The organism is Nitrospirillum amazonense (assembly GCF_007828045.1).
Taxonomy (GTDB): domain Bacteria; phylum Pseudomonadota; class Alphaproteobacteria; order Azospirillales; family Azospirillaceae; genus Nitrospirillum; species Nitrospirillum amazonense_C.
The window spans coordinates 1-21,839 of the sequence record NZ_VITN01000016.1 but is presented as its reverse complement, the minus strand read 5'-3'; the positions used below and the strand labels follow the sequence as shown (position 1 = coordinate 21,839).

Sequence of the window (21,839 nt, the reverse complement as noted above, 5' to 3'; positions counted from 1 at the left end):
ACGCGGCTGCGAAACGCATCGTTTGCCCCCAAACGTTCGCGCGCCAAATGTGATCGTTTCTTATATCGGGCACGCAACGACATTTCCAGCGGAAAGCCTGTAAGTAGAGAGTAGAATTGAAGAATTATGGCGGGGATATGGCCGCCGCGGCATCCGGTGCGAACTCTTCCGGAGAGCGCGCAAGGACAGGCCTGCGGCGCGATCGCGCATGCCCCTTGAATGATGCCATGACGTGCCCTAGGGTCCCGTCGCACCCATGGGTTTCATTTAGGATAAGACGTAGCCCCGTGTCCCGCTTCACCGCCCGTCTTCTTGCCGCCGGCACCGCTCTGGTCCTGGCCGGTTCCGCCCTTGCCCAGACCACTCCCCAGCCGGATCAGACCTCGGGAGGCCAAGCGCCGGCCGGTGGTGGCGACAGCGGCGGCCTGATCCTGCCGGGCGCCATCTCCTCCGGTTCCAGCGTGGCCGCGCCGCAGCAGGCGCCCATGCCGTCCGGTCCAGCCATGGGCCCGGCCGCCGGCCCCGCTGCGGGCCCGGCACTGGGCCCCAGCGCCGGCCCGCGCCAGGCCCCGGCCGCCCAGGCCCCGATCGCCGGCCCCGCCGTGGGCCCCAGCGCCGGCCCGGCCGCCCCCTCCGGCGCGCCGGCCGCCTCCAAGGTCGGCACTGTCACCGGCAACTGGCAGGTGGGCCCTCAGGTCTACACCGACGGCAGCTTCAAGCTATGCGAGGCGCAGGCCAGCTTCGACAACGGCCTGGCGCTGGTCTTCCTGGCCCTGCCCGTGCCGCAGGCCGAGCAGCAGGCGAAGAAGCTGCCGCCCAAGATCATCAACCTGGTGATCGGCGTGCCCGGCGCCAACATGCCGCCGGGCCAGGGCCCGGCCATCAAGCTGAAGCTGGACGGCAAGCTGGAGCAGACGCGCGGCTCGCAGGTCATCCAGCCGAACGCCATCATGACCGGCTTCGACCCCATGGACGCCAGCTTCATGAAGGCGCTGCCCGCGGCCAACAAGCTGGAGATCACCAGCCCCAACGACACCGCCACCTTCGTGCTGAAGGGCGGCACCAAGGCGTTCAAGGACCTGAACGCCTGCTTCGACCAAGCCATGGCCGGCAAACTGCAGCTGCCCGCCCCGCCGCCCGCCATTCCGCCGGCCTTCGCCCAGCTGCTGATGGATGCAGGCCTGAAGGACGCCCACCCCCTGCCCGTCGATAAGATGTCGCCGCAGGAACGGCCGGGCGACTTCGCCTGGGCCATTCAGAAGGACGTCATCGGCTCGCTGCGCTCGGTGGGCCTGAAACCCGAGGCCGGCGATCTGGAAAAGATCATGCAGAACTACCTGGACAGCCTGTCCAAGGGCTGCCAGGGCACCTACACCCCGACCAAGGGCAAGCTGGAGAAGCTGCTGCAGATCGACATGCAGACGGGTTCCGCCAGCTGCAAGACGGACAAGGGCGAGTTCTACGCCAACCTGATCCTGTATCTGACCAAGGACCGGCAGCTGTTCATCATCTCGCATGAGGCGCCGGTGGCGTCCAAGGCCGTGGCCGACAACGCCGGCAACGCCATCGCCGGTGTGCTGCGCAAGAAGGCCAACGAGCCGCCGCCCGCCCAGGGCGCGCAGCAGCAGCCGGCCCAGGGCCCCCGCCCGGCCGCCGGCCCGCGCAAGCAGCAGTGATCTTCGGCCATCAGGTTGAAGTGGAAACGGGAGGGGCCAACACCCCTCCCGTTTGTTTTTGTGCGGAACCAGAACCTAGGCCGCGACTGCGGCCGCTGGCGCCTGAGGAACAGAAAGCTACACCACCTCCCGCACCAGCTTGGACAGGAAGGCGTCGGCGAAGGCGTGGCGGTTGGCGGCCGTGATGACGAAGGCGTCCTCCCCCGCCACCACGTTCTCGCGATAGTAAGGCTCCAGCCAGTCGTATTCGTCCAGGATGACCAGGCCGTTCACGCCTACGCCGGCGGCCTGGGCATGCGCCCGGGCGGAACGGGGGTCGATGCCGCCGTTGTTGAAGCCGTTGCTGACCAGGTCGATGGTCCGCCGGTCGGGGCTGTAGGGGCAGATATCCAGTTGCCGCACCGCCTGGACGATGCAATCCCCCAGCGCCGTGTTGCCGCCCATGGCGACGCCAGGTGCGGCGTCGATGCGGTCGGCCAGGGCCAGCGCGTCCTGGGCCCCGGCCAGCAGGGTCCACGGCACCAGCGTTGTCAGGGTGCCGGGGCCGGAGAACAGGGCCAGTTGCACCGCCACCTTGCCCTTCGGCCCGCCGGCCAAGGCCTGGTGCACGGCCTTGTCGCGAAAGGCGGCGGCGTGGCCGCGCAGTTGGAAGTCCAGCATCACCTTGGAAATGCTGGCGGAGCTGTCGACCGCCATCACCAGGGCCAGATCCACCGGCGTGCCCCCGGCCCGCGCCCCACTGGCCCGCGCCCAGGCCCGGCCGGCCATAGCGGGAGCCGCCAGCGCCACCCCCATGCCCGCCAGCAGCGCGCGCCGCGTCGGCTTGGCCGGCCCTAGCCCACCCTCACTCACGTCTCGTCCCATCTACCCGTCAGTCCTATGGAGAAACGCGGCGGCACCTGGGCGGGATCAGTCATTGCCCCGCCCCGCGCCCCCGCCCCGCGCCCAGGCGACGACCTTGCGCATGACGGTGGGCAAGGCCTGGTCATGGAAATCGGCGGGGGCGCACCACACGCCCGCCACCGCCGCCCCATCGTCATCCAGGTGGCCGCGAACGACGGTAAGTTCCAGGTGAAAATGGGTGAATGTATGGCGGACGATACCGGGCAGGCGCTGCCAGTCGGCCACTGCCGGCGCCCAGCCCAGGGCCCGGGTGTAGGCCAGGTCCGCGCCCGGTTCCCACGCGCTGGACGGCACCTCCATCATCCCGCCCAACAGGCCCGATTCGGGGCGGCGGCGCAGCAGCACCAGCCCCTGGGCGTTGGTCAGCCAGAAGGCCACCCCCCGGCGGGTCGGCTTGGCGGCCTTTTCCGCCTTCAGCGGCAGCAGTTCCGCCAGGCCGTCGCGCCGGCCCCGGCAGGCCGCCATCCACGGGCACAGCACGCAGCGGGGGCTGCGGGGGCTGCACAGGGTGGCGCCCAGGTCGAACAGGGCCTGGGTGTAGTCGCCCGGCCGCTTTTCCGGCACCAGGGCGGCGGCCAACGCCTTCAGCTTGGGCTTGGAGCCTGGCAGCGGGTCGGTCACGGCATAGATACGGGACATCACCCGTTCCACATTGCCGTCCATGGCCGTGGCAGGCCGGTCGAAGGCGATGGCCGCGATGGCGGCGGCGGTGTAGGCGCCGATGCCGGGCAGGTCCAGCAACGCCGCCTCGTCCGCCGGGAAGCGGCCGCCGTGCCGTTCCACCACCGCCTTGGCGCAGGCGTGCAGGTTGCGGGCCCGGGCGTAATAGCCAAGGCCGGCCCACTCCTTCAGCACCTCATCCAGGTCCACCGCCGCCAGGTCGGCGACCGTGGGCCAACGGGCCAGGAAGCGCTGGAAATAAGGGCCAACGGTCGCCACCGTGGTCTGCTGCAGCATGATCTCCGACAGCCAGACGTGATAGGGATCGGCCTTGCCCCCGGGGGCGGTGCGCCAGGGCAGCACCCGGCGGTGGGCGTCGTACCAAGCCAGCAGGTCGGCGGGCCGGGGGGCCGGCAAATCGGCCCCGAGGGGAAGGGAGTCGCCTGCGACGATCATTATATGGTCAAAGCCCCTTGCGCCATGGTTCAACTGCCCCCAAACACTGTCCCAGCACCAAACACTGTCCCAAACAGGGGAGCCGGCGCTAGCGCATACGCCGCCCCCGAAACCGTTTCAAGGTCCACCACCCCCATGCCCGGCCCCCGCCCCATCGGCCGCCACCTGAACGCCATCGCCGGCAAGGCACTGGGCCCCCACGGCCCGGCCTTCGCCACCCTGTTGGCCGAGTGGGACGCCATCGTGGGGCCCCGCCTGGCCAGCGTGGCCCTGCCGCTGAAGCTGCAGTTCCCCAAGGGCCGGCAGGACGACGCCGTGCTGCACCTGGGCGTGGCCGGACCCGCCGCTTTGTTCATCCAACATGAGGAGCCGCAGATCCTGCAACGGTTGAACGGCTTCTTCGGTTTCCGCGCCGTGGCGCGGCTGAAGCTGCTGCAGGCGCCCCCGGCCACCAACCGGCGGCGCGACCGGCCGGCGCCGATTCCCCGCCGCCTGTCGGCGGGCGAGGCGGCGGCGCTGGAAACCCAGACGGCGGCCGTGGAAGACGGGGATTTGCGGGAGGCGCTGACCAGCCTGGGCCGCGCCATCCTGGCCACCGAAAAGCCGGCCGGGTCCCCGAAGCGATAGTCCCTCGGACGCGGCTTGCCGGCCCCCGGCGCCGCCCCCTATAGTCACTACAGTTGGTATCGGAGGAACTAAGGTGAACCTACATCTGCGTAATTCGCTGGCCGCCGCCCTGGTGGCCGCCGGTGCCCTGGCCGGTGTCCTGGCGGCCGGCGCGGCCCACGCCCAGACGGCCGATGCCCCGGTCACCATCGACGTCGCCAGCGCCACCAGCCCGCGCGTGCTGGGCGATGTCAAGGCGCCCATCGTGCTGGAGGAATACGCCTCGTTCACCTGCCCGCACTGCGCTCATTTCGAGGAAGCGTTCCTGCCGCAGCTGAAGGCCGACTTCATCGACACCGGCCAGGTGCAGCTGGTGTTCCACGACTTCCCGCTTGACCAGTTGGCCTTCGCCGCCGAAATGGCCGCCCGCTGCCTACCGCCTGATCGCTACACCGCCGCCAAGGGCCTGATCTTCAAGACGCAGGCGCAGTGGGAACACGCCGACGATCCGCTGAAGGCCCTGCAGCAGACCCTGCGCCTGGGCGGCATGTCCGACGCCACCTTCACCGCCTGCCTGAGCAACAAGCCGCTGCAGGACTTCATCACCCAGAGCCGGCTGGACGCGTCGGAAAAGCTGGGCGTGGACGGCACCCCGACCTTCTTCATCAAGAAGGGCGACGCCATGGTGGAGAAGATCGACAACCTGCGTGAATACAGCCAGCTGTCGGAAGCGCTGGTGAAGGCTGGCGCCAAGGCCCCGGCCAACCCGGCCCCGGCGCCGGCCGCTAATGGCGCGCCCGCCGACCAGGCGGCTACCCCGGCCAGCACGACCCCGGCCAGCACGACCCCGGCCAGCACCCCGGCCACCGGCGCTCCGGCGGCCCCCGCCGCGGCGACCGGCCCCAGCACCGGCCTGATCGCCGGCGGCATCGTCGCCGCCCTGGTCGTGCTGGGCGGCATCTTTATGCTGACCCGCCGCAAGAAGTGAGATCGGCGGCGCCCTGGGGACGGGGATCCCCAAGGGCGCCGTCTTCGTGACGGTCGCGTTTGACCTGGTTTCGTTTAAAGCGGCCGCGTTTTGAAAGTCGGATGGAGGGGGATATGGCAGGGCGTTGGATGCGCGATCGGGCCGGCATGGCCCAGGGCCTGGTCATGGCTATGGCGGCGCTGGCCGCCCCGCTGGCCCTGCCCGCCTCTGCCGTGGCCCAGGCGGCGACTGCCCCCACCCCCGCCACAGGGGGCGGCATCGACATCGCCGCCGCCACCAGCACCCGCGCCCTGGGCAGCGGCAACGCCCCGGTGGTGATCGAGGAATACGCCTCCCTCTCCTGTCCGCACTGTGCCCATTTCGAGGAGACGATGCTGCCCCGCCTGAAGGCGGACTTCATCGATCGCGGCCAGGTGCGCTTCGTCTTCCACGACACGCCCACCAACCGCGTGGGTTATCTGGCCCACATGGCCACGCGCTGCCTGCCCGTCGGCAGCTATAATGACGCCCGCAGCCTGCTGTTCAGCACCCAGGGCCAATGGCTGGGCGCCAAGGACCCGGAGGCGGGCCTGAAGGAGATGATGGGCATGGCCGGCCTGCCGGCCCCGGCCTATGACGCCTGCGTCGCCAGCAAACCCATCCAGGACTATATCGCCGCCAGCAGCCAGGAGGCCACCGAGGCGAAGGTCGAACAGACCCCCACGCTGATCATCCGCAAGGGCGGCAAGGAAGTGGACCGCATCGCCGGCCCCAACGACTATGACAAGCTGGCCGCCGCCCTGATCAAGGCCGGCGCCAAGGCACCGAAGAAGTAAGCCCCCGTGCAATTCACCAAGCTTCGCATCTCCGGCTTCAAATCCTTCGTGGACCACACCGAGCTCGTGATCGAGCCCGGGATGACCGGCATCGTCGGCCCCAACGGTTGCGGCAAGTCCAACCTGGTGGAGGCGTTGCGCTGGGCCATGGGCGAGACCTCGGCCAAGAAGATGCGCGGCGAGGACATGGACGACGTCATCTTTGGTGGCACGGCCACGCGGCCGGCGCGCAATTTGTGCGAAGTCGTCCTGCACCTGGACAGCCCCAACCTGACCGCCGGCACACCAGGCGTCAAAGCGGACGCCGTCCAGACGGAAATGGAGATCAGCCGCAAGCTGGAACGCGGCGCCGGCTCTGACTACCGCATCAACGGCCGGCCGGCGCGCGCGCGCGACGTGCAACTGCTGCTGGCTGACAACGCCTCGGGCGCCCATTCCCCGGCGCTGGTCAGCCAGGGCCGGGTCGGCGCCCTGATCAACGCCAAGCCGGGCGACCGCCGCCAGCTGCTGGAGGAGGCGGCGGGCATCACCGGCCTGCATTCCCGCCGGCATGAGGCGGAACTGAAGTTGAAGGCGGCGGAAACCAACCTGACGCGCCTGGACGACGTGGTCGTCACCATGGACGCGCAGCTGCAGAACCTGCGCAAGCAGGCCCGCCAGGCCGCGCGCTACCGCAACATCTCCGACCACATCCGCCGGGCAGAGGCGCTGCTGCTGCACTTGCGCTGGACCACCGCCACCGCCCAGGTCATGCAGGCCCGCGCCGGCTTCGACAAGGCCGAGGAGGCGGTGCGCGGCCTGATGCTGGCCGTCACGCAAGCCACCACCAGGCGCACCGATCTCGCCGCCAGCCTGCCGCCCAAGCGCCAGGCGGAGGCGGAAGCCGCCGCCGCCCTGCAGCGCCTGCTGGTGGCGCGGGAACAGCTGGACGCGGAGGAGCGGCGCGCGACCGAGGCCCTGGCCACGCTGCAGCGCCGCCTGGCCCAGATCGAGGGCGACCTGGCGCGCGAAAAGGACCTGGCCGCCGATGCCGACCGGGCGCTGTCCCGTTTGGCGGAGGAACGCCAAGCCATTGCCGACGCGCAAGGGGACGAGGCGGAAAACCAGGAGCTGGCCAAGGCCCGCCTGGAGGAAATCCGCGACACCGTGGCCAGCCTGGACGCCGAGCTGGCGGCCGCCACCGAGCGCCTGGCCGCGGACGAGGCCAAGCGCGCGCAGATCCAGCGCCAGGCGCAGGACCTGGAGCAGCGCGTCGCCACCCTGCGCCGCCGTGTCGAGGAGACTCAGGCGCAAAAGGCTGAGCTGGAACGCCAGCAGGCCGCCCGCGACGACGTGGCCGAGGCGGAGGAGGCCATCCACCTGGCCGAGGAACGGCTGGAACTGGCCAAGGGCGCGGCGGAGGAGGCGGAGGCCGCGAAGGCCGGGACCGAGCAGGCCGCCAACGCCGCCCGCGCCCTGGGCACGCAAGAGCAAGCCGTCGCCCGCGACGCCCTGCAGCGGGCCGAGGGCGACCGCGCCCGCCTGACGGCGGAGGCCGACGCCATCACCCGCCTGCTGAAAGCCGGGGCCGGCGACCTGTTCCCGCCCCTGGTGGACGCGCTGAGCGTGGCCAAGGGCTATGAGCAGGCCCTGGCCGCCGCCCTGGGCGACGCCCTGACGGCCCCCCTGGATGAGGCGGCGCCGGTGCACTGGCGCGCCCTGCCCGCCCTGGGCACGGTTGTCCCCCTGCCCGCCGGGGCGGAGCCGCTGGCCGCCAGGGTCAAGGCGCCGGGTGCGCTGGACCGTTGCCTGGCCCATGTCGGCATCGTCGCCGACACCGCCACCGGCACCCGCCTGGCGCCCGACCTGGTCCCCGGCCAGATCCTGGTGACCCGTGACGGCGCCGCCTGGCGCTGGGACGGGCACTGCATCGCCGCCGGCGCCCCCACCGCCGCCGCCGAGCGCCTGCGCCAGCGCAACCGCCTGACCGAGCTGACGCAGGAGATCGCCGAGGCCGACGCCGTGGTGGCCGAGGCCCGCACCGCCTATGAGGCGGTGAAGGACGCGGCGGAGGAGCGCGTGGCCCTGGCGCTGCGGGCCGTGGACCAGGCCGCCGCCAAGGACCGGGCCGCCCGCGATGCCGTCAGCGCCGCCTTCCGCGCCGTGGCCGACGCGCGCGGCACCCACGCCCGCGTGGCCCAGGCCGCCGCCGCCCTGGCCAGCCGCCTGGCCGCCCTGTCCGAGACCCTGGACCAGATGACGGCGGATGAGGAAGACCTGCGGGAACGCTGGGCCGAGGCCCGCGCCACGCTGGAGGAGCTGCCGCCCCCGGGCGAGGGTCGCGAGCAGATCGCCGAGGCCCGCCTGCGCCTGACCGAGGCGCGCGGCACCCAGGCGGAAGCGCAGAACGCCCTGGACCGCCTGCTGCGCGAGGCCGAGGACCGCCGCCGCCGGCTGGATGCCATCGTCGCCGAGGAAACCTCATGGCGGCAGCGCCGCGACGGCACCGGCGGCCGCCTGGCCGAACTGACCGAACGCGCCGAGGAGACACGCGAGGAGCAGGAGCGCCTGGCTGAACGCCCGGCGCAGATCGAGGAAGAGCGCCTGACCCTGGCCGACCTGATCCACGAGGCGGAACGGGTGCGCAGCCGCGCTGGCGACGATTTGGCGGGAGCCGAGGGCGCGCTGACCACGGCCGAGCGGACTTTGAAGGAGGCGGAGAACGGCCTGGCCGACGCGCGCGAGGCCCGCGCCCATGCCGAGGCCGCGGTGGGCTCCGCCCACCAGCATCTGGACACGGTGAAGGAACGCATCGCCGAACGGCTGGATTGCCCACCGGAACAGGTGCTGGCCCTGGCCGGCCTGGACGAGGGCGAGCCTCTGCCCGAGGCCCATGCCGTGGAGCAGCGCCTGGGCCGCCTGGAGGCCGAGCGCGACAACATGGGGCCCGTCAACCTGCGCGCCGAGCAGGAGGTGCAGGAGCTGGACGAGCAGATCGGCGTCATGAAGACGGAGCGGGAGGACCTGGTATCCGCCATCGCCCGCCTGCGCCAAGGCATCTCCGGCCTGAACAAGGAGGCGCGCGAACGGCTGCTGGCCGCCTTCCACAAGGTGGACGCCCATTTCCAGGAGATGTTCACCCAGCTGTTCGGCGGCGGCCGCGCCCAGCTGAAGCTGACCGACACCGAGGATCCGCTGGACGCCGGCCTGGAAATTTACGCCAGCCCCCCGGGCAAGAAGCTGCAGATCCTGTCGCTGCTGTCGGGTGGCGAGCAGGCCTTGACCGCCATCGCCCTGCTGTTCGCCGTCTTCCTGTGCAACCCGGCGCCCATCTGCGTGCTGGACGAGGTGGACGCGCCGCTGGACGAGGCCAACGTGGGCCGCTTCTGCGACCTGGTGGAGGAGATGGCGCGGGCGGGCCATACCCGCTTCCTCATCATCAGCCACCATCGCCTGACCATGTCGCGCATGGACCGCCTGTTCGGCGTCACCATGGCGGAAAGGGGCGTGTCGCAGTTGGTATCCGTCGACCTGGCTACCGCCGAAGAGCTTCAGGCCGCCGAATAGGCGCAAGGCGGAGTTGTGGTAGGCCGTTAACCCTGTTACCCGCGACAACTGGCGCGGCGATCCGCAACAGGCCGGCCCTGGCAGGAAAGCGCGCGCTGCATTATCTTAGCCAACAAGGGCCCTGGGGCAGGGCTCGGGCGGTTGGGGCTTGTTTATCCGGCGGCAGCGGCCGAACCGGAAGCGTGAGGGAGACTGAAATGCGGTACCGTTCCTTGGCACTCGCGGCGGTGGGCCTGTTGGCCGTTGCCGGTTGCGCCACCAGCCCCGACGCCGATCAGGCGGCGTTAGCCCAGCGTGCGCTGGTCGGCATGCCCAAGCAGACCCTGCTGTCCTGCGCCGGCGTGCCCACCCGCCAGACCTCGGTCGACAATGTGGAATACTTCACCTATTCCAGCGACAGCCTGCAGACCCGCATGGGCCCGTCCTACTGGGGCGGCTTCGGCGGCGGCCCGTGGCATCGCGGCTATTGGGGTGGCGCCGATTGGGGCTCGACGGAAGTGTCCGCCCGCAACTGCAACGCCACCTTCACCTTGAAGAACGGCGTCGTGCAGCAGCTGGTCTACGGCAGTTCCACCGACAGTCCCGCAGGCCGCCTGTCCCAGTGCTACGCCATCGTGCAGAACTGCCTGCCGCTGGTGCCACAGCAGCCCGGCCCGGCGGCTTCCGCCGCTGGCGGCGCGGGCAGCCGCGCCCGGTAAGGGACCAAACATTGCTCCGCCGAAACGACCCCCAAGTCGCCGGGGATCGTTGGACGCGGCGCGGTGCACCGGGTCCCCATAACCCCCGACCTATGCTTAAGGCCCGGCCCTCGGCCGGGCCTGTCGCCGTTTGGCCCATTGCGGACGCGGCGCAACATGACGTTTCATAGTCCCCTGGAAGGAGGGGCCGCCGGTTGCGGCCCGCTTCCGGAGGGGACCGTTACCGGTCGATAGAAACCGGCGCTGGTTTCCTTGGCACGAATCCACTGGGCACGCGGAAGACCGGCCCTTGGGAAGGCTGGGCCACCGGGCGCGAGACCGCCCCCGCCCGCGTCCCCGTGATGAACGGGAGAAGCGCCTATGCATGTTTCCGGTATCCTGAAGCATAAGGACAGCAGCAGCATCATCAGCGCCAAGCCGGGCGACACCATAGAAACGGTGGCGGCCCTGCTGGCGGCCCATCGCATCGGCGCCGTGCTGGTGCTGGACCCCGGCGGCGGCGTGGCCGGCATCATTTCGGAACGCGACATCGTACGCGGCCTGGCGACCCACGGCCCCGCCGTGCTGAACCAGAGCGTGTCGGAACTGATGACCCGCAAGGTCGTGGCCTGCGCCCCGGGCGACAGCGTCTCGTCCATCATGACCCGCATGACGGAAGGACGCTTCCGCCACATGCCGGTGATGGACAGCGGCCGGCTGGTGGGCTTCATCAGCATCGGCGACGTGGTGAAGCATCGCCTGGCGGAAGCCACCAGCGAGGTGGAGAGCATGCGCGTCTACGTGGCCGGCGGTTTCTGAGCGGCGCGTCCTCCGCCCCCGCGCCACCCCGGTGCCACGTGCCGGGGAATGGGGTGGGCTGCGCCGGTTGGAAGCGTCATCCGCAGGGATGGGCAGGCTGCAGGGATGGGCGGGCTGCTGTGACGACCATCGCAGCGGCCCGCCATCCGTTTCGGGAGGCTGCCATCCCTGCCCCCTTAGCGAAAGCCGCCCCCCATGGTGACCGACCCCAAAGCCATCGCGCTGTACGCCTGGCCCACGCCCAACGGCTACAAGATCTCCATCGCCCTGGAGGAAATGGGCCTGCCCTATACCGTGCATCCGGTGGACATCGGTGCCGGCGACCAGTTCAAGCCGGACTTTCTGGCGATCTCACCGAACAACCGCATGCCGGCCATTGTCGATCCCGACGGCCCCAACGGCCAACCGCTGTCACTGTTCGAGTCCGGCGCCATCCTGATCTACCTGGCGGAGAAGACGGGCCAATTCCGCCCCACGGACGCCGCGGTGTGGTACGGCCACGTGCAATGGCTGATGTGGCAGATGGGCGGCGTCGGCCCCATGTTCGGCCAAGCCGGCCATTTCCGTAATTATGCGCCCGAGCGCATCCAATATGGCATCGACCGCTACACCAATGAGGCGCGGCGCCTGATCCGTGTCGCCAACAGCCAGTTGGCCAAGACGGAATTCCTGGCCGGCGACTACGGCATCGCCGACATGGCGACCTTCCCCTGGCTGCGCCTGCATGAACGCTACGAGATCGACCTGGCCGACTTCCCCCATGTGAAACGCTGGATCGACACCGTCGCCGCCCGCCCCGCCGTGCAGCGCGGGCTGGAGCTGCTGAAGGACAAGAGCCGGCCGGCCGGCCAGGCCTTGGATGAGAAGACGCGGGAGAACCTGTTCGGCGCCCGGCAGCGCTGAAACCCAACGCCAACGGCCCCTTCCTCCAGTCCATCTTCCGCATAGTCGCGCCTTGACCACGCCGCCGCCCGTGCGGCGGGGCGCGGCATAGGGATGGTTCCCGGCCGGCGTAGGTATGGTCAAGGATGGGCATGGTGGGGTGTTTTAGGGGGTGTGGCGCCAGCGCCGAGTCGCGGTGTGGGCCGGCTGGCTCCTGCTGGCCACCGGGGTGCCCATCGCCCCGCCGGCCCCGGCGGCGGCTTGATGTGCCGGCTGTCATCGGCGACGGCATCAACCTTTACGCCAGCGCCACCAAGGTGGTGCTGGCACAAAGCCTGCCGCACCCCTGACCATGGCGCCCGACGCCGTGGTCCTGCCGGAGACGGTGCCGCCGGGCGAACCGCAAAATAAGCCGCCGCCCCGCTGACGCTGCCCCTTTTTGGGGCAGATGCCCAAGCGGCGGGCAACCGCCGTCCTTTGGACAGCATGGCCCGAAATCCTCAGCCTTACGGATAGAGGGACTAGCGCTAGGCCCGGATCGTGGTTTAGCATCTACCTATAGCCGGCCACCCCCCGCCATGGGATGGCAGGGGGGCTCCAGGGCCAGCCAGGACCTGCCGAACGGTCCCCTTCAGATGGGCCGCAGCGGCCAAAAACATGTATCCCGGGGCAAATCGTTAACATTTTGGTGAGGCCTTGGGGCTCACCCTGCCCATAGGGAATACGCATGAAATGCCGCCGGCGCGGTGGTCGCGGGAACAGCCCGGACCTAGGCCTTTTGGCGGAGGGACGCGTGGCACCGGGCGCCGCTGCATGGGCCCGATTATAAACGGACAAGGTTGCCCGGATCGCCGATCGGCGCCTGGGGATGGCCCGCGGGATAGGTGGAATGGATGAGGCCGGCGTCGGGCGAATCGGCACAACATTTGGTTTTCGCTGAAAAATTCCCCGACCTGCCTCTACTCCGTCGCAATCATCCACCAATATCTAAATCAAGACCCAAGGCATCCGGGTACAGGGAGACGAAGGACGACAGGTGAGTGGTTGAACAAGTGGAGTCCAAGGGTTCGATCCACGGGGATGGGCCATCTGGTACGGAACTTGCCTCTCCTGAAACGTCAGTCACGAGGTTGGTACCCCGTTGGCACGGGGAGAGTGGAGTCGTCGCGGTCTCGCGTGTTGGGACCGCCCGTCGAGTTGCCTGATAGGCGTGATCCTTCTGAAAGGGTGAACCCATGCCGAAGTCGACCGATTTATTCACAACCTTCGCCCAGAGCTACGAGGCGCGCCGCGAGGTGGCGATGTCGTTGCAGGAATACCTGGAAGGGTGCCGCGACGACCCGATGATGTACGCCAGCGCGCCGGAGCGTCTGCTGGCCGCCATCGGTGAGCCGGAGGTGGTGGACACCGCCAAGGACAGCCGTCTGTCCCGCGTTTTCATGAACCGCACCATCAAGATCTATCCCGCCTTCGCCGAGTTCTACGGCATGGAGGAGACGATAGAGCGCATCGTGGGCTTCTTCCGCCACGCCGCCCAGGGCCTGGAGGAGCGCAAGCAAATCCTCTACCTGCTGGGTCCGGTGGGCGGCGGCAAATCCTCGCTGGCCGAGCGCCTGAAGGCCTTGATGGAGGAACAGCCCATCTATGTCCTGAAAGCCGGCGACCAGCTGAGCCCGGTGTTCGAAAGCCCGCTCGGCCTGTTCGACCCCGGCACCATGGGCGAGGCGCTGGAGGAACGCTACGGCATTCCCCGCCGTCGCCTGACCGGCTTGGTCAGCCCCTGGGCCATCAAGCGCCTGGATGAGTTCGGCGGCGACATCACCCGCTTCAGGGTGGTGAAGCTACGCCCGTCGCGCCTGCGCCAGATCGCCGTGTCGAAGACCGAGCCGGGCGACGAGAACAACCAGGACATCTCCTCCTTGGTGGGCAAGGTGGACATCCGCAAGCTGGAGATGTTCCAGCAGAACGATCCCGACGCCTACAGCTATTCCGGCGGCCTGAACCGGGCGAACCAGGGCCTGCTGGAATTCGTCGAGATGTTCAAGGCCCCCATCAAGATGCTGCATCCCCTGCTGACCGCCACGCAGGAGGGCAACTACATCGGCACGGAGAACATCGGCGCCCTGCCCTTCACCGGCGTCATCATGGCGCACTCCAACGAGGCGGAGTGGCAGAGCTTCAAGAACAACAAGAACAACGAGGCCTTCATCGACCGCATCTGCGTGGTCAAGGTCCCGTACAGCCTGCGCGTCACCGAGGAACAGCGCATCTATGAGAAGCTGATCGGCGGATCGGAACTGGCCAAGTCCCCCTGCGCCCCCGGCACCATGGAGATGCTGGCCCGGTTCACCGTGCTGTCCCGTCTGCGGGAGCATGAGAATTCCAACCTCTTCTCCAAGATGCGCGTCTATGACGGCGAAAGCCTGAAGGAGACGGACCCCAAGGCCCGCACCCTGCAGGAATACAAGGACGCCGCCGGCATGGACGAGGGCATGAACGGCATCTCCACCCGTTTCGCCTTCAAGGTGCTGGCCAGCACCTTCAACTACGACACGGTGGAGGTGGCGGCCGACCCGGTGCACCTGATGTACGTGCTGGAGCAGGCCATCCGCCGCGAGCAGTTCCCGGACGAGACGGAGAAGCGCTACCTGGAGTTCATCAAGGCCGAGTTGGCGCCGCGCTATGCGGAGTTCATCGGCTATGAAATCCAAAAGGCCTACCTCGAGTCCTACCACGATTACGGTCAGAACCTGTTCGACCGGTATGTCGACTACGCCGACGCCTGGATCGAGGATCAGGACTTCAAGGATCCCGACACCGGGCAGCTGATGAACCGGGACCTGCTGAACCAGGAGCTGACCAAGATCGAGAAGCCGGCGGGCATCGCCAACCCGAAGGACTTCCGCAATGAGGTGGTGAAGTTCGTGCTGCGGACGCGGGCGGCCAACGCCGGCCGCAACCCCAGCTGGACCTCTTATGAGAAGCTGCGGCTGGTCATCGAACGGCGTATGTTCAGCCAGGTGGAAGAGCTGCTGCCGGTCATCAGCTTCGGCAGCAAGAAGGATGGCGAGACGGAGAAGAAGCACCACGAGTTCGTCGAGCGCATGGTGGATCGCGGCTATACCGAGCGCCAGGTGCGCCGGCTGGTCGAGTGGTACATGCGGGTGAAGCAGGCGGGCTGACGCGGGGCCTTTCCCACAGGAAAGGGGCCCGGCTTCACCGGCCGGGCCCGGTCCCACGGTTTTCCCCCAAGCGGTCACACGCGAAACGGACACCACCCCCGCCCGGCTTGACCGCCGGTGGCGCTTTCCCGCCCGGCCTCCGATGGCGCCGGGCCGGCGCCGCCGACTGGTTCCCGGGACGGGGTACCGGGGAGTAATGCCTTGTCGTCGATGATCATTGTCGATCGCCGCAGCAATCCCAAGGGTAAGAGCCTGGCCAACCGCCAGCGCTTCATACGGCGTGCCAAGGAACAGATCCTGCGCGCCGTGAATGGCGCCTCCAGCAACCGCCGCATCAAGGACGTGGAAAGCGGCGCCGACATCTCCATCCCCACCGGCGGCATTTCCGAACCCACCTTCCACCGCTCCGGCCAAGGCGGCATCCGCGACCACGTGGTGCCCGGCAACAAGGAGTTCATGGAGGGCGACACCATCGCCAAACCGCCCAGCGGCCAGAGCGGCGGCCGTGGCACGGATGGCAGCCCCGACGGCGGCGGCGAGGACGAATTCCGCTTTGTCCTGACGCGGGAGGAGTTCATGGACCTCTTCATGGAGGATCTGGAGCTGCCCGACCTCGCCAAGCGCAAGCTGAAGGCGGCCGACGCCGTGCTGTGGCAGCGCGCGGGCTATTCCTCCTCCGGTTCCCCCACCAACCTCAACCTGGTGCGCACCATGCGCAACAGCCTGTCGCGCCGCATCGCCCTGAAGCGCCCCAAGTCGGACGAGATGCTGGCGCTGGAGGCGGAGATCGCGGAACTGGAGGCCCAGCCGGGCAAGGACCCGGACCGGCTGATGGAACTGCGGGGCCTGCTGGAACGCCAGGTGATGCGGGCCAAGCGCATTCCCTACATCGACCCCATCGACGTCCGCTACAACCGCTTCACGCCCATTCCCAAGCCGGCGGCCCAGGCGGTGATGTTCTGCCTGATGGACGTCTCGGGCTCGATGACCGAGCACATGAAGGATTTGGCCAAGCGTTTCTTCATGCTGCTCTACCTCTTCCTCACCCGCCGCTACAAACAGGTGGAGGTGGTCTTCATCCGCCATACCCATGAGGCGGAAGAGGTGGACGAGGATACCTTCTTCCACTCCACCGAGACCGGCGGCACCATGGTGTCGACGGCGCTGGAGGAGATGAAGCGCATCATCAAGGAGCGCTACCCCGTCGCCGACTGGAACATCTACGGCGCCCAGGCCTCGGACGGCGACAACACCACCAGCGACGGCGGTCGTACAGCGGCCCTGTTGGAGCATGACCTGCTGCCCGCCTGCCAGTACTACGCCTATGTCGAGGTCGGGTCCGACCCGGACGCCATGCCGGCGGGCTTCGCCACCCACGCCCGCGAAACCGACCTGTGGCGCACCTACAAGCAGGTCACCGGCACCGAGACGCCCTTCGTCATGAAGAAGGTCCGCCATCGGCGCGAAATCTACCCGGTATTCCGTGAGCTGTTCGCCCGCGACGGCGCGAAACAGTCGGAGGAGGCGACACCTTGACCTTAGCCCCCGTTGAACGCCTGAAGCCTGTCAAGAGATCGGAACCCGGGGAGAAGGCGCCGCCGCCGGACGATGCCAATCTGCTCTACACCGGTGCCGACTGGGACTACGACACCATCAAGCGCTGCCACGACGCCATCCAGGAGATCGCGCTGGGCGAGCTGGGGCTGGATGTCTACCCCAACCAGATCGAGGTCATCACGTCCGAGCAGATGCTGGACGCCTATGCCTCCATCGGCATGCCCCTGCTGTACCGCCACTGGTCCTTCGGCAAGCATTTCGCCCGGGACGAGGCCATGTACCGCCGCGGCATGCGCGGCCTGGCCTATGAGATCGTCATCAACTCCAGCCCCTGCATCAGCTACATCATGGAGGAGAACTCCATCACCATGCAGGCGCTGGTCATCGCCCACGCGGCGTTCGGCCACAACCACTTCTTCAAGAACAACTACCTGTTCCAGCAGTGGACGGATGCCGAGGGCATCCTGGGCTATCTGGACTTCGCCAAGGCCTACATCGCCCGCTGCGAGGAGCGCTATGGCCAGCAGCTGGTGGAACGCACCCTGGACGCCGCCCACGCCCTGATGAACCAGGGCATCCACCGCTACCCCCGCCGCCGCCTGGACCTGCAGTCCGAAGCGCGGCGGGAGCAGGAGCGGCAGGAGATGCAGCGCCAGCTGTACAATGACCTGTGGCGCACGGTGCCCACCAAGAAGGGCCAGAAGGCGCCGTCGGACGAGGAGCGGCGCCGGGCCCTGCTGGACCTGCCGGAGGAGAACATCCTCTATTTCCTGGAGAAGAAGGCGCCGCGCCTGGCCAATTGGCAGCGCGAGGTGCTGCGCATCGTCCGCCATGTGGCGCAGTACTTCTCACCCCAGCGGCAGACCAAGGTGATGAACGAGGGGTGCGCCACCTACACGCACTACCGCATCATGACCCGCCTGCACGAAACGGGGCGCATCAGCGACGGCGCCTATATGGAGTTCCTGCACTCCCACACCGCCGTGGTGTTCCAGCCGGCCTTCGACGACCCGCGCTATTCCGGCATCAACCCCTATGCCCTGGGGTTCGCCATGATGCAGGACATCGAGCGCATCGCCACCAACCCCACGGAGGAGGATCGCGCCTGGTTCCCCGGCTATGCCGGCAGCGGCGACGCCATGGCCGCCCTGCGCGACGCCTGGGCCAACTATCGCGACGAGAGTTTCATCCTGCAGTATCTGAGCCCGCACCTGATGCGCAAGATGCGGATGTTCCACCTGCACGACGACAGTGATGAGAACGTCTACCGCGTCGCCGCCATCCATGACGAACGCGGCTATCGCCGGGTGCGCCAGCAGCTGGCGGCGCAGTATGACTTCTCCTCCCTGGACCCGGACATCCAAATCACCGACGTGGACCTGGCCGGCGACCGCCGCCTGATCCTGGAGCACAAGGTGCAGAACGGCGTGCTGCTGGCGGAGGAGGACGCCAAGTCCGTGCTGCAGCATGTCGCCAATCTCTGGGGCTACGACGTGCTGCTGTTCGAGAACGACGACGCCGGCAACACGCTGCGCAAGCTGACCGTGCCCGCCCGCACCATTTTATTGGCAGAATGAGGCCTGCTGGCGGAGTGAGGTAGCTGCCCCGAGGGCAGCAGGCCCAGCGTCAGAGGCAGCCTTCAATATAGTCCACGGCCGGGGGCAAGCCCGCGCGGAAGCGGGTGACCCGGCCGCCGGCTGTCTCGAACAGCAGGACCCGCCCCCGCTCCTCGATCCGGAGACAGTGCCCCTCCTCATAGGCGTGGGGCTGCACCACCACCGTGGAACCGTAGGCCTTCAGCACCGCCGCCTCCGTGGCGCCCACGCCGATCCCCTGGGCCGTCCGGACGGTCGCCTCCCCGCCCGGCGGGGCGAAGACGTCGATGCGGGTGATCCGGCCCTTTTCCACCATGTAGCTGATCTGCCTGTCCTTGCCGTCGCCACGGCCGGTCAGCCAGCAGTCCGCCGATTGGGTCTGGTCCATCGGGCGGAAGGAAACGTCCAGCGCCGACTCCGCCTGGACGACCGTCATGCCCAGGCGGACGGGCCCCAGGCCGTCAAAGGTCAAGGGCGGCGGTGACGGCTGGCAGGCGGCTGGAAGGACGGCCATCACGACCAGGAAGGGGTAGACCCAGGACCTCATCGGAACCTCCTCCCGCATGGCGGCTTGTTCCCGCGCGCTGGCCACCGATTTGTCATGCCGCAGATGCGAAATCGCCCTAGTTAAGCCATGCTGCATCGCGATATTATGAGCGTACCCCAAGCGGGTGCCCAACCGCCAACCTCCTAGAGAGCAATTCCGATGTCCACCCTGGAACTGGATCCCGCCTTCGTCGCCGCGTGCGAAGCGCACGGGCTGGACCCGCAGAAGACCAACATGTTCCTGCTGGAATGCGCCGTTCAGGGTCGCGAGCCGTCCAAGGTTTCCATGTTCGAGCTGGATCGCCAGCCGTCGGACCTGTGGGCCAAGGTGCGCAAGCTGAACCGCGCCGCCTGATCCCTATCGCGATCACGTTGGAGGAAGCCGCCGGGCCGCGAGGCCCAGGCGGCTTTTTTCATGGCCGCGCGGCGAAACCGTCGAGGGACGCCGCCACCCGGGCCAGCACGCCGTACCAATCGCCGGGCGCCTCCTGCCGGAACTGGCGCAGGGTGGGATACCAGGGGCTGTCGTCACGGTCGCGCAACCAGCGCCAGTCGGAATCGAAGCGGTTCAGCAGCCACACCGGCCGGCCCAGGGCCCCCGCCAGATGGACCACGGAGGTATCGACGCTGATCACCAGGTCCATGGCCTGGACCAGAGCGGCGGTGTCGGCGAAGTCGGCAACGTCCCCCATGCGGTCGATGACGCCGGCGGGCAGGCCGCCGGCCGTCTCCGGATCCTTCTGCAAACCGTGGAATTCCACCTCCGGGCAGGCGGCCACCAGGGACTCGACCTGCGCCCGGGTCAGGGAGCGGCGACGGTCCACCTTGTAGGTGGGGTTGCCGGCCCAGGCGATGCCCACACGGGGACGATCCCTGGCGGCGATTGGGGCGGCCGCCGCCGTCAGGTAGGGCGTGGCCGCCGGCACCGTCTCCAACCGCGTGTCCAGCGCCAGCGGCAGGCTCAGCATCGGGCAATGCCGGTCGAAATCCGGCAGGGGCCCGCCCCGGCCGACGAACCGCACGTCCCCCACGGCCGTCAGCGCTGGCGAGGCCCGCAGCAGGCGCAGCAGGGGTCGCGGCACCTCCACCACCACCCGGCGGCAGCGGGCGGCCACCAGGGGGATGTAGCGGCAGAACTGCAGGGTGTCGCCATAGCCTTGCTCGGCATGCAGCAGCAGCGTCCCCCCGGCCATGTCCTCGCCCCGCCAGGTCTTCTGGGCGAAGGGGCGGCGGTGGGGACGGAAATCGGGACTGGCCCAGCGCCATTCATATGCCGCCCAGCCCCGGGGGTAGTCGCCCAGGCCCAGCCAGGCAAGGCCCAGGTTGTAGCGAGCCTCGGCATAACGGGGATCGATCGCCAAGGCCGCCTGGTAGCAGGCGATGGCGCCGTCCATGTCGCCCAGCGCCTTCAACGCGCTGCCCAGGTTGTTGTGCGCCTCCACCAGGCGGGGGTTGAAGGCCAGGGCGGCGCGGTAGCACTCGATGGCTTCCGTGGTCCAACCCCGGTCCAGCAGCACGTTGCCCAGGTTGTAGTGGCCCTCGGGATAGGCGGGGCGCAAGGCCAGGGCCTGGCGGTAGGCCGCCTCCGCCCCATCGAGGTCCTGGCGCTGGCGCAGGGCGTTGCCCAGGTTGCTGTGCGCCTCGGCGAAGGTCGGCCGCAAGGACAGTGCCTGCCGGTACTCGGCCTCCGCCTCGTCCCAGCGGCCATGATGGCGCAGGACGTTGCCCAGGTTGCTGTGGGCATCGGCGTTGTCGGGCCGCAGGGCGATCGCCCGCCGGTAGGCGCCCTCGGCGGCCTCCAGCCGGCCCAGCTTGGCGAACGCGATGCCGAGGTTGCCCTGCATGGCGCTGTCGTCCGGCTTCAAGGCCACGGCCTCGCCGATCAGCTCGGCGGCGATGGCGGACTGGCCGCGCGCCTGGGCCACCAGGCCCAGCACATGCAGGAAGGCCGGCTGGCGCGGATTCTGGGCCAGGACGCGCCGGCAGGCGCTTTCCACCCCGGCCAGGTCGCCAGCATGGAAGCGGGCGACCACTTGGTTGTAATCAGCCTGGTTGGAGCTGGCCGGAGCGTGAGCGGTCGCGGTGATTTTGAAAGCCCTCTTTCCCACTGTCCCTCAGCTTTACACGGGGGGGCGGGGGGAAAGCGGGCGGCAAAAAAGGCGGGACCGTCAGGGCTCACCCCAATAATCGCCGAAGATCCAGACGTGGCCCTCCAGATCGCGGGCCACGTACTCTCGGGTGCCGTGGCCGGTGTCGTGCGGGTCGGTCAGGATGTCGGCGCCAGCGGCGCGCGCCCGGGCGTGGTGGGCATCGATGTCGTCCAGCGCCACCCAGACCCCCTGGTTCAGGCCGTTCAGCACCCGGGGGCTGTGCATGCCATAGCGGTCGACCGGGTTGTCCGGCCCCAGCATCAGCAGGGCGTCCCCCAGCTTCAGCTGGGCGTGGACCACCCGTCCCCGCTCATCCGTGATCACATGGTGACGGATCAGGCCGAAGGCGGCGCACAGCCAGTCAACGGCGGCGGCGGGGTCTTCATAACGCAGCAGGGGAAAGAATTTCGGGCTCCGCGGGCCAGTATCGGGCCCGCCATCCGGCGCCAGGGTCATGTAACCGTCCTTGCAGCGGCAGGACGGATACCGGTCCCGCGACAAGGACCATGGTAGCCCGGCCGCAAGGCCGCCGGAACAGGACCAAGGTTCATCATACCATAGCAATAAGGCCGCCCCGAACGGGAACGGCCTTATTTGCATTTGTGATGAGGTCTTGAATAACCCGTGTATCGCACCGGGCGTCAGCGCACGGGATTACCGTTGCGCGCGGCGCCGTTAAGGAGTGATCAAGCCGGACGAGCGATTAGTATGGCTTAGCTTCACGCGTTGCCGCGCTTCCACATGCCACCTATTGACGTGCTGGTCTAGCACGGCTCTTCAG

17 protein-coding genes and 1 rRNA gene are annotated in these 21,839 nt (G+C 68.6%); 12 read left to right on the top strand and 6 right to left on the bottom strand.

The window, feature by feature from the left end:
- The first annotated feature begins 287 nt into the window (after positions 1 to 287).
- Positions 288 to 1,676: a hypothetical protein gene (locus tag FBZ89_RS30965; protein WP_186457496.1), complete on the top strand. Its 1,389-nt coding sequence runs from the start codon at positions 288 to 290 to the stop codon at positions 1,674 to 1,676.
- Positions 1,677 to 1,793: 117 nt separating this feature from the next.
- Here FBZ89_RS30965 and FBZ89_RS21400 read toward each other — a convergent pair whose 3' ends face one another.
- Positions 1,794 to 2,540, bottom strand: a complete 747-nt coding sequence (locus FBZ89_RS21400; protein ID WP_145752010.1) for a DUF1194 domain-containing protein — start codon at positions 2,538 to 2,540, stop codon at positions 1,794 to 1,796.
- A gap of 45 nt (positions 2,541 to 2,585) precedes the next feature.
- The gene (mutY, locus tag FBZ89_RS21395; protein WP_145752008.1) at positions 2,586 to 3,695 is read right to left on the bottom strand and encodes an A/G-specific adenine glycosylase; all 1,110 of its coding nucleotides are present in this window, start codon (positions 3,693 to 3,695) and stop codon (positions 2,586 to 2,588) included.
- A 135-nt stretch (positions 3,696 to 3,830) separates the two neighbouring features.
- On the opposite strand from mutY, the gene FBZ89_RS21390 reads away from it, so the two are divergent.
- From FBZ89_RS21390 to FBZ89_RS21345, 10 genes are all read left to right on the top strand, one after another.
- Positions 3,831 to 4,322, top strand: coding sequence for a DUF721 domain-containing protein (locus FBZ89_RS21390; protein ID WP_088870846.1), 492 nt, complete (start codon positions 3,831 to 3,833; stop codon positions 4,320 to 4,322).
- A 73-nt stretch (positions 4,323 to 4,395) separates the two neighbouring features.
- The gene (locus FBZ89_RS21385; protein ID WP_145752007.1) at positions 4,396 to 5,289 is read left to right on the top strand and encodes a thioredoxin domain-containing protein; all 894 of its coding nucleotides are present in this window, start codon (positions 4,396 to 4,398) and stop codon (positions 5,287 to 5,289) included.
- A gap of 128 nt (positions 5,290 to 5,417) precedes the next feature.
- On the top strand, positions 5,418 to 6,104 hold the full coding sequence (locus FBZ89_RS21380; RefSeq protein ID WP_186457495.1) for a thioredoxin domain-containing protein: 687 nt from the start codon (positions 5,418 to 5,420) through the stop codon (positions 6,102 to 6,104).
- 6 nt (positions 6,105 to 6,110) lie between these two features.
- Positions 6,111 to 9,650 carry a chromosome segregation protein SMC gene (smc, locus tag FBZ89_RS21375; RefSeq protein ID WP_145752003.1) on the top strand — a complete coding sequence of 1,180 codons (3,540 nt, stop codon included), beginning with the start codon at positions 6,111 to 6,113 and terminating at the stop codon, positions 9,648 to 9,650.
- A gap of 197 nt (positions 9,651 to 9,847) precedes the next feature.
- Positions 9,848 to 10,348, top strand: a complete 501-nt coding sequence (locus FBZ89_RS21370; protein WP_145752001.1) for a hypothetical protein — start codon at positions 9,848 to 9,850, stop codon at positions 10,346 to 10,348.
- Between the two features lie 360 nt (positions 10,349 to 10,708).
- Entirely contained in the window at positions 10,709 to 11,146 is a 438-nt protein-coding gene (locus tag FBZ89_RS21365) for a CBS domain-containing protein (protein WP_145751999.1), read from the top strand.
- A gap of 195 nt (positions 11,147 to 11,341) precedes the next feature.
- Positions 11,342 to 12,049, top strand: a complete 708-nt coding sequence (locus FBZ89_RS21360; protein ID WP_145751997.1) for a glutathione S-transferase N-terminal domain-containing protein — start codon at positions 11,342 to 11,344, stop codon at positions 12,047 to 12,049.
- A 1,214-nt stretch (positions 12,050 to 13,263) separates the two neighbouring features.
- Positions 13,264 to 15,210 (top strand): PrkA family serine protein kinase, encoded by a 1,947-nt coding sequence (locus tag FBZ89_RS21355; RefSeq protein ID WP_088870837.1) that lies wholly within the window; start codon positions 13,264 to 13,266, stop codon positions 15,208 to 15,210.
- A 210-nt stretch (positions 15,211 to 15,420) separates the two neighbouring features.
- The gene (locus tag FBZ89_RS21350; protein WP_088870836.1) at positions 15,421 to 16,746 is read left to right on the top strand and encodes a YeaH/YhbH family protein; all 1,326 of its coding nucleotides are present in this window, start codon (positions 15,421 to 15,423) and stop codon (positions 16,744 to 16,746) included.
- Between the two features lie 80 nt (positions 16,747 to 16,826).
- Complete coding sequence (locus FBZ89_RS21345; protein ID WP_246172447.1) at positions 16,827 to 18,344, top strand: SpoVR family protein; 1,518 nt, start codon at positions 16,827 to 16,829, stop codon at positions 18,342 to 18,344.
- 49 nt (positions 18,345 to 18,393) lie between these two features.
- On the opposite strand, the gene FBZ89_RS21340 is transcribed toward FBZ89_RS21345, so the two are convergent.
- A complete protein-coding gene (locus tag FBZ89_RS21340; protein ID WP_145751995.1) occupies positions 18,394 to 18,909 on the bottom strand; it encodes a hypothetical protein in 516 nt (171 codons plus the stop codon).
- Positions 18,910 to 19,068: 159 nt separating this feature from the next.
- Between FBZ89_RS21340 and FBZ89_RS21335 the strand changes: the two genes are divergently transcribed.
- The gene (locus FBZ89_RS21335) at positions 19,069 to 19,263 is read left to right on the top strand and encodes a hypothetical protein (RefSeq protein WP_040842430.1); all 195 of its coding nucleotides are present in this window, start codon (positions 19,069 to 19,071) and stop codon (positions 19,261 to 19,263) included.
- A 58-nt stretch (positions 19,264 to 19,321) separates the two neighbouring features.
- Here the strand turns inward: FBZ89_RS21335 and FBZ89_RS21330 are convergent, their stop codons facing one another.
- The 3 genes from FBZ89_RS21330 to FBZ89_RS21320 form a co-directional block, all read right to left on the bottom strand.
- Complete coding sequence (locus FBZ89_RS21330) at positions 19,322 to 20,941, bottom strand: tetratricopeptide repeat protein (RefSeq protein ID WP_186457494.1); 1,620 nt, start codon at positions 20,939 to 20,941, stop codon at positions 19,322 to 19,324.
- Between the two features lie 135 nt (positions 20,942 to 21,076).
- Positions 21,077 to 21,514 carry a VOC family protein gene (locus tag FBZ89_RS21325; RefSeq protein ID WP_145751992.1) on the bottom strand — a complete coding sequence of 146 codons (438 nt, stop codon included), beginning with the start codon at positions 21,512 to 21,514 and terminating at the stop codon, positions 21,077 to 21,079.
- 226 nt (positions 21,515 to 21,740) lie between these two features.
- Positions 21,741 to 21,839, bottom strand: a 23S ribosomal RNA gene (locus FBZ89_RS21320); the annotation flags it as partial.

Bases quoted from the DNA above. Each gene is read 5' to 3' on its own strand.
- FBZ89_RS21335 (WP_040842430.1), top strand. From the start codon at position 19,069: ATGTCCACCCTGGAACTGGATCCCGCCTTCGTCGCCGCGTGCGAAGCG.
- FBZ89_RS21360 (WP_145751997.1), top strand. From the start codon at position 11,342: ATGGTGACCGACCCCAAAGCCATCGCGCTGTACGCCTGGCCCACGCCC.
- FBZ89_RS21350 (WP_088870836.1), top strand. From the start codon at position 15,421: ATGATCATTGTCGATCGCCGCAGCAATCCCAAGGGTAAGAGCCTGGCC.
- FBZ89_RS21400 (WP_145752010.1), bottom strand. From the start codon at position 2,540: ATGGGACGAGACGTGAGTGAGGGTGGGCTAGGGCCGGCCAAGCCGACG.
- FBZ89_RS21380 (WP_186457495.1), top strand. From the start codon at position 5,418: ATGCGCGATCGGGCCGGCATGGCCCAGGGCCTGGTCATGGCTATGGCG.
- FBZ89_RS21355 (WP_088870837.1), top strand. From the start codon at position 13,264: ATGCCGAAGTCGACCGATTTATTCACAACCTTCGCCCAGAGCTACGAG.
- FBZ89_RS21340 (WP_145751995.1), bottom strand. From the start codon at position 18,909: ATGAGGTCCTGGGTCTACCCCTTCCTGGTCGTGATGGCCGTCCTTCCA.
- FBZ89_RS21370 (WP_145752001.1), top strand. From the start codon at position 9,848: ATGCGGTACCGTTCCTTGGCACTCGCGGCGGTGGGCCTGTTGGCCGTT.
- FBZ89_RS21390 (WP_088870846.1), top strand. From the start codon at position 3,831: ATGCCCGGCCCCCGCCCCATCGGCCGCCACCTGAACGCCATCGCCGGC.
- FBZ89_RS21365 (WP_145751999.1), top strand. From the start codon at position 10,709: ATGCATGTTTCCGGTATCCTGAAGCATAAGGACAGCAGCAGCATCATC.
- FBZ89_RS21325 (WP_145751992.1), bottom strand. From the start codon at position 21,514: ATGACCCTGGCGCCGGATGGCGGGCCCGATACTGGCCCGCGGAGCCCG.
- mutY (WP_145752008.1), bottom strand. From the start codon at position 3,695: ATGATCGTCGCAGGCGACTCCCTTCCCCTCGGGGCCGATTTGCCGGCC.